This is a genomic window from Microcoleus sp. PH2017_09_SFU_O_A, assembly GCF_020738625.1.
Lineage (GTDB): Bacteria > Cyanobacteriota > Cyanobacteriia > Cyanobacteriales > Microcoleaceae > Microcoleus.
Map to the genome: position 1 here is coordinate 21,103 of NZ_JAEQCF010000096.1, position 6,971 is coordinate 28,073.

At 42.9% G+C, this 6,971-nt stretch carries 9 protein-coding genes; 5 read left to right on the plus strand and 4 right to left on the minus strand.

All coding sequences use genetic code 11. The annotated features are described in order from the left end of the window. Positions 1-46: 46 nt before the first annotated feature. The 3 genes from JGK16_RS28185 (at position 47) to JGK16_RS28195 (ending at position 2,920) form a co-directional block, all read left to right on the plus strand. Entirely contained in the window at positions 47-1,015 is a 969-nt protein-coding gene (locus JGK16_RS28185) for a glycosyltransferase family 10 (RefSeq protein WP_293193357.1), read from the plus strand. Positions 1,016-1,076: 61 nt separating this feature from the next. Continuing rightward, the gene (locus JGK16_RS28190) at positions 1,077-2,051 is read left to right on the plus strand and encodes an Npun_R2821/Npun_R2822 family protein (RefSeq protein WP_293193358.1); all 975 of its coding nucleotides are present in this window, start codon (positions 1,077-1,079) and stop codon (positions 2,049-2,051) included. Next, positions 2,048-2,920, plus strand: a complete 873-nt coding sequence (locus JGK16_RS28195) for an Npun_R2821/Npun_R2822 family protein (protein ID WP_293193359.1) — start codon at positions 2,048-2,050, stop codon at positions 2,918-2,920. The genes JGK16_RS28190 and JGK16_RS28195 overlap by 4 nt, the downstream gene beginning before the upstream one ends. Before the next feature lie 15 nt (positions 2,921-2,935). Here JGK16_RS28195 and JGK16_RS28200 read toward each other — a convergent pair whose 3' ends face one another. Further along, complete coding sequence (locus JGK16_RS28200; RefSeq protein ID WP_293193360.1) at positions 2,936-3,202, minus strand: hypothetical protein; 267 nt, start codon at positions 3,200-3,202, stop codon at positions 2,936-2,938. A 55-nt stretch (positions 3,203-3,257) separates the two neighbouring features. On the opposite strand from JGK16_RS28200, the gene JGK16_RS28205 reads away from it, so the two are divergent. Then, positions 3,258-4,283: an Npun_R2821/Npun_R2822 family protein gene (locus JGK16_RS28205; RefSeq protein WP_293193361.1), complete on the plus strand. Its 1,026-nt coding sequence runs from the start codon at positions 3,258-3,260 to the stop codon at positions 4,281-4,283. A 52-nt stretch (positions 4,284-4,335) separates the two neighbouring features. On the opposite strand, the gene JGK16_RS28210 is transcribed toward JGK16_RS28205, so the two are convergent. Beyond that, on the minus strand, positions 4,336-4,716 hold the full coding sequence (locus JGK16_RS28210) for a hypothetical protein (protein WP_293178373.1): 381 nt from the start codon (positions 4,714-4,716) through the stop codon (positions 4,336-4,338). Between the two features lie 19 nt (positions 4,717-4,735). Here JGK16_RS28210 and JGK16_RS28215 point away from each other — a divergent pair, with 19 nt between their 5' ends. Next, positions 4,736-4,894 (plus strand): hypothetical protein, encoded by a 159-nt coding sequence (locus JGK16_RS28215; RefSeq protein ID WP_293178370.1) that lies wholly within the window; start codon positions 4,736-4,738, stop codon positions 4,892-4,894. Here the strand turns inward: JGK16_RS28215 and JGK16_RS28220 are convergent. Continuing rightward, positions 4,891-6,567, minus strand: a complete 1,677-nt coding sequence (locus JGK16_RS28220; protein WP_293193362.1) for an AarF/ABC1/UbiB kinase family protein — start codon at positions 6,565-6,567, stop codon at positions 4,891-4,893. The two genes, JGK16_RS28215 and JGK16_RS28220, sit on opposite strands and share 4 nt — an antisense overlap. 20 nt (positions 6,568-6,587) lie before the next feature. Further along, positions 6,588-6,794 (minus strand): hypothetical protein, encoded by a 207-nt coding sequence (locus JGK16_RS28225; protein WP_293178365.1) that lies wholly within the window; start codon positions 6,792-6,794, stop codon positions 6,588-6,590. Positions 6,795-6,971: the final 177 nt, after the last annotated feature.

The window sequence follows — 6,971 nt, forward strand, 5'->3', positions numbered from 1 at the left end:
ACCGCGGCTACATAAACAAAGTCCGCCTCCGCGGACTAAGAGAGAAATGAACCCAATAATTATCAGTGCAATCACCACCTATCCAGGCATGAATCAAAGCGATTGGCTGTGGCAACAAACACCTCACAACTTTGGGGAATGGGGCAACATTCAAATGCTCGCCAATCACCCGGAACCAGATTTTTTGCTCATGTATCAATTCGACTTTCCCCGACAGCCTAAACAGCAGTCATGGCTCGACAAAATACGCCGACACGGGCATAATAAACCAGAAAATGACATTCGAGATAAATTCCGCAACGTCCCCCAAGAACGGATTATTTATCTAATCAGAGAACCGCCTTTAGCAGAAGTTATTGAAATTACCAAAGCCAACTACGAACAAGCAAAACTTTATTGCGGTTACGTTTCCGGGCCGGATGATTTTGCGCCCAATCCCAATTATATGCCCGCGATTTGGTATCACTCAAACTCGTTTCGAGAATTGAATGAAATGCCACCACCAACTAAAACTAAATCCTGTTCTTGGATAACTTCGGGCGTTAGTCGCACAGCCAACCACCGACGCAGATTAGATTTTATCAATTTGCTGCAAGAAGCAGAATTAGATTTTGACCTTTACGGGCGAAACTTGCCAAGTTGGGCGCAGGGAAACGGCACGGTTAATAATAAATGGCACGCTGTCGCACCTTATTATTACAATTTGGCTGTGGAGAATTATGCAGAAAATGATTGGTATGTCAGCGAAAAACTTTGGGATGCTTTATTAGCTTGGAATTTGCCGATTTATTACGGCGGTGCGGCGGCGGATAAGTTGTTGCCGGCGGGAAGTTTTTTGCGGCTTCCCAGTTTGGATGAGAAGGGAGTAGAATTTATTAAAGAGGTGATTGCTACGCCGGATTGTTGGCATGAAGCGAGGGATAAAATTGCTGAAGCTAGGCAAATCATTCTCCACGAATTGAACTTGCTCAATTGGCTGTCTAATTTTGTTTGTCAGGAAATAATATCATGTTAGATAATTCGGCGGTTGAAACCGCTTCTATACAAACAAAGTCCGCCTACGCGGACTAATAGATATGAAGGGAATTTGCACGCTAGCAAACGATACAGTTTACGACCAACTAATTGCTTTTCTCAACAGTATTGAAGTTATTTTAGGCTCAAATACTCCTGTCTGTATTTATCCTTTTGACGAACATATCCAGCAAATTCAAGCTGAAATTGCCAAGCGTTCTAATGTTTTTCTGTATGAAGATAGCGCATCTATTCAGCGATGGGATGAATTTATGCAAGCCGCTGCACCTGAGCGCTTAAATCGCAAAAAATTTCGGCTTTACGGCGCGCACCGCCGCTTTTGCGCTTTCGACGGCCCGTTTGCCAAGTTTATCTATCTGGATGCGGATACTTTGGTGATGAATTCTCTTGATGCGGTTTTTGATAAATTAGATAAATATGATTTTGTGGTTTATGACTTTCAATTTCGCGACCCAACTAAAGTCTACAACATTGATTCGCCAAAACTGCTGGAAGTTTTTGAGCAAAATCGGCTCGACTCGGAAATATTTTGTTCGGGATTTTACGGCAGCAAGCAAGGAGTTTTTGACCGTGATACTAGAGAATGGCTGTTAGGTAAACTGCTATCTGGGGAGGCGGAAATTCTCTATGCAGGTGCGGGAGAACAGCCGTTGCTCAATTATATGGTGATGAAAACGGGGATGAACAGCTATAATTTTGCTCGCAGTCTCCCGGATGATGAAAAAACTGGTTGCAGTGTCACTTCCCCACATTTTCAAACCCGAGATAACATTTTGTACGACAAGGGAAATCGCCTGACTTACCTTCATTATATTGGGGTGCAGCCGGATTTAATTCGGAGAGTTTGTGCTGGCGAAAATATTGAGTTTCCCTACCGCGATTTGTTTCTACATTACCGCTATCTCCGCGAACCCTCGAAGCGGCCGGTTTTTAGGGAACCGCTAAAGTCTTATGCTGATATTTCTGCGCCGAGTTTGCTAGAAAGAGTCTTGAGAAGGTTGAGGATAAATTTATGAGTCGCGGTATTTATATTGTTGCTAATGATAAGGTGATGGAAAGTGCGATCGCCCTTTTAGCCAGCATACGCCTTTACAATTGTCAAGTACCAGTTTTTTTGATCCCGTTTGACGACAATTATCTGCAAGTCGCTGCCGCCCTCAGCAGCCTCTATGGTGTGCAATTGTACCCAAATCTGGGGTTTGTGGAACAGTTTACCAGGGAAATTGGCCAAATATTCGATCGCAACTTTCTAGCCCTTCCCAACAAAATGCGGAAACTCTGCGCCTGGTTTGGCCCCCTCGACGAATTTCTGTACATCGATACCGACATCATCGTCTTTGAAGACATCGCAGCCAACCTCAACAAACTCTCAGAAGTAGACTTTTTTTGCTGCGACTATCACCACCTCAGCGAAAAACTGCGAAATATATTTTCACCCATTGTCAAAGAACAAAATATCTTTACCGACTCACAGCTTCAAGATGTATTCAACAGCGGTTTTTGGGCTTCCCGAAAAGGCACGATTGCAGAATCGCAAATGTATGAAATTTTGCGGGAATGTTCGGAACATCGAGAATATTTTGACTTTACTCAAAATGTCACAGACCAGCCTATACTAAATTATATGATTCTCAAGTTAATTTTCAAACGCTGGAATCTTGTTAAAGATTCAGCAGCAGAACCTGGAAGCTGGGCTGGTTCTACACATTTTCAGGAAAGAGATTATGTGCTTTATGACAAAGGCAAAAGATTAAAATATATTCACTGGGCTGGAATACCAATTAAATCCGGTACTCCTTATTGGAAACTTTGGCGATATTATCGTTATTTGGATGAAAGAAAACCAAATTTAATGCAAAAAATCCTTCAGCCTTTCAGTAGATGAGGATAAACTGATATGTTATATTATTATCAACAAGCTTTGAGGAACAGGCAAGATGCCTGTTCCACAATTCATAAATTTTATTGTGGTTTTGACTTTAAACAAGCTTTGAGGAACAGGCAAGATACCTGTTCCACAATTCATAAATTTTATTGTGGTTTTGACTTTAAACAAGCTTTGAGGAACAGGCAAGATGCCTGTTCCACAATTCATAAATTTTATTGTGCTTTTAACTTTAAACAAGCTTTGAGGAACAGGCAAGATGCCTGTTCCACAGTCAATCATTTTTATTGTGGTGTGGGCATCTTGCCCGCACCTAAACAGTTACTTATTAACAACTATGACTGATGGTATTTATATTCTAGGCAATGATGTGGTTTTTGATCACTTAGTCGCTTTATTGAATAGTCTCGAAGTTAATGGGGCGAAAACTATTCCTGTTTGCATCATTCCCTACGATGATAACTTGCAAAAAGTTCGAGTAGAAATTGCCTCGCGAAGCAATGTTACTCTATTTGACAATGCCGATTCCATCCAATTTTGGGAAGACTTCGCGACTGTAGTTTGGACATCTCACCAAAAAGCTCAAAAAGTTTGGCAAGCTAAAGGTTGGGCGCCAGTTCACTGTTTGGGAATGCACCGAAAATTTTGCTGTTTTGATGGCCCTTTTGACAAGTTTGTCTATTTTGATGCCGACACTCTGTTAATGGGTTCTCTGGATTATATTTATCAAAAACTTGATGAATTTGATTGGGTAGCTAACGATTTTCAATACAAATCTGACCTCAATTATGTCTTTGATTTATCATCAGAAAAACTCGCAGCATTTTTTGAGATTGAAAAACTGGAATCTCAGATTTTTTGTGCTGGTTGGTTTGCTGCAAAAAAAGGTATTTTAAATCGCAATAACTTAGCCGAACTTTTAGATAAATTGACTTCAGGAGAAGCAGAAATTTTGTCTTTGCGGGGAACTGACCAACCTTTATTTAACTATTTAGTCGCCCGCAGCGCTATCTCTTTTTATAATTTTGCTTATCATCAACCTGCACTGATAACGGGAAATCATTGGTCTTCTCAATTTGATGTGATAGATTATGTTTTATACGACAAAGGACGGCGGCTGACTTATTTGCATTACATGAGTATTTCGGCTGCAAAATTTACTCGATTGTGTGCGGGCGAAGATGTTGAGATTCCTTACCGCGATGTATTTCTGCACTACCGCTATTTGAATTCGCCGGAAACACGACCAAAACTCGCGCCTCCCAATTTGTTACTGCGCTTGCAGAGGAATTTCAAAAGTTGGGGTATTCAAAGGGTTAATAATGTTCTATTTAAGTTGCGGATTTTAATAAAGAAGGACTAAAGTCCTTACTACGAACCAACCCTCTTCGTTATAAAAGAGGGTTGATGTTTAACTATGGTTCTTCAAAAAAAGAATCCAAGTCTAAGGCTTGGGAACCTCCGCGTTGTAGTTCAATTAAAACTTTGGCTAGTTGAGTCCAAACTAGCCATGCTGTTAGTAGTGTCAGGGGCAGGGCTAGAACGTAGGACAGTAATTTGGGGAAGCCGAATATCTCCATTCCTGAAGCTAAAAATACGCAAATTCCGCCGGCCATTCCCAAAAAAGGCAACTGCAATTGTAGACCTTTTAGGTTGGACAAAGTACGGCTAGAACGATTTTTAGACCAGAGTTGTACGGCTTGTTTGAGAGTTGCTTCAAAGGCTAAGCCTGATGCCATACCTGCTATTAATCCAGCAGTCATTAAAAAATAGGGAGGTTCTGGAAAGTAATACACGAATAATTCTTTTGGGGTAATGGGAAAATTGGGAATTGGGGATGGGGAATTGGGAATTGGGAATTGGGAATTGGGAATTGGGAATTGGGAATTGGCAAAAGTAGAATTATTTTTCTTCCTTCTTCCTTCTTCCTTCTTCCTTCTTCCTTCTTCCCTCTTGCTTCTTCCTTCTAATTAAAATCGATTCAGCGCGGCTGTTCCTGCTGTGGAGAACTCTGTCAAAGCGCCTAAAGCAACGTTGAACAAGCGACTTGGTTGCAGGTCTTCTTTGACTAAGTTCCAGAGGCTGCCAACTTCTTCGGTGTGAATTCGATCGTCCTCAATCAAGGCTAACATTACCTGGCGTCTCAAAAACGACCCTTCCTCTGACAGCAAAAATTGCAAGCCGAGTTGGGCTGTGGGTAGCAGGTCGAAACTGCGATCGGATCTGGCGATCGCAATCATCTCCTCTAATCTATTCCACTGGAATTTGCCATCTTTGAATAATACCTCAATCAGGCGACGGCGCAATGCCGGAGATTCTCCGTTTAACAAACGTCGGGCTACATAGGGATAGGCTACCTCAACTATCTTGAAATCTGGATTGAGGCTAAGGGCTAAACCTTCTTCTGTGACGAGAGACCGAATAATTAAGGCAAATTTGGCGGGGACTCGGAAAGGATAGTCGTACATCAACTCCGAAAACTCGTCTGTAATCGTCTTGAAGTTAAAGTCTCCTACCTTTTCGCCGACGATATCGCCGAGGACAGATTCCAGCGCCGGGACGATCGGCATAATATCTGTATCTGGTGTCAAAAACCCAAGTTTTACAAAATCCTGGGCTAACTCTAAATAATCTTTGTTGATCAAGTGAACGACAGAATCAACCAAAGTTTCTTTAGTTGTTTCTTCCATCTGATCCATCATCCCAAAATCGATGTAAGCCATGCGGCCGTCCGCTAAGGCAAACAGATTTCCTGGATGGGGGTCTGCGTGAAAAAAACCGTGTTCCAGTAACTGCCGCAAACCGCTGCGAACTCCGATTTCAATTAAGCTATTAGTGTCTAAACCGGCGGCTTTGACACTTGCCATATCTGTCAGTTTGATACCGTCAATCCATTCGAGAGTGAGAACGCATTTTGCAGTATAGCGCCAGTAAATGCTCGGAACTTTTACGGTCGGGTCGTCGGCAAAATTGGTCGCAAATTTTTCGGCGTTGCGGCCTTCGTTGATATAGTCAATTTCCTCGAATAATTTAATACCGAATTCATCGACTATTAAACAGAGGTCGTGACCGAGATTTAGTGGCAACAACGGGCCCAACCATCCAGCAGCCCAGCGCATTAAGTAAAGGTCAAGGCTCAAGATTGGTAGCAAATTCGGTCGCTGAACTTTGACTGCTACTTCTTCTCCGGTGATTAAACGGGCTTTATAAACTTGACCGAGACTGGCGGCGGCGACTGGTTCGGGGGAGATTTCGCTGTAAGTTTCGCTGATTTTGCGATCGAGTTCTGCTTCAATAATCTCAAATGCTCGCACCGAATCAAAGGGCGGCAGTTGATCCTGAAGTTTGATTAGTTCTATGAGAAAGTCTTTGCGGATTAAGTCTGGTCTAGTAGACAGGGCTTGGCCGACTTTAATGAAAGTGGGGCCTAAGCGAGTGAGTATTTGTCGCAGATGGGCGGCGCGTTCGGGCTGGTGGGCGGCAACTTCGTGCTGCCAACTGTCCCACAACATCCCGAGTACGAAGCCTGCAAATGACCAAATAACGGTTATTGCTCGCCAAATTGCTTTCCAAGGACGGTTGCGGTAATATTGGGCGATCGCCTGTGGATCGTAGCGTCTAGCCTGAGTGAATTGATACTGAGGCACTCGTTTATTTTCCTCTTGTTTTATGAAAATTGCAGCTTAAATTGAGATTGGGCATCGGGCATCGGGCATCGGGCATCGGGCATAAAAGCATCGGGCATCGGGCATCGGGCATCGGGCATCGGGCATCGGAAGTCGAAAGTTAAAACCTTCTTCCGTCTTCCTTCTTCCGTCTTTCTTCTTCCTTCTTCCTTCTTCCTTCTTCCTTCTTCATCATTGACCGATCGCAAATTTTAGGCGAGCGGAAAATGCACCCGTTGAAGGCGGATTGCCAGCCTAAATTTGTTTCTTTTCATTAAATATAGTACTTGACACTCCTCGACTATCAAGGTACGAGGATTCTTGGGCTGAATCGTGCCTCTACCAACAATGTCAGTTTTGGTCTTACAGTTTCATGTCTAGTCCGA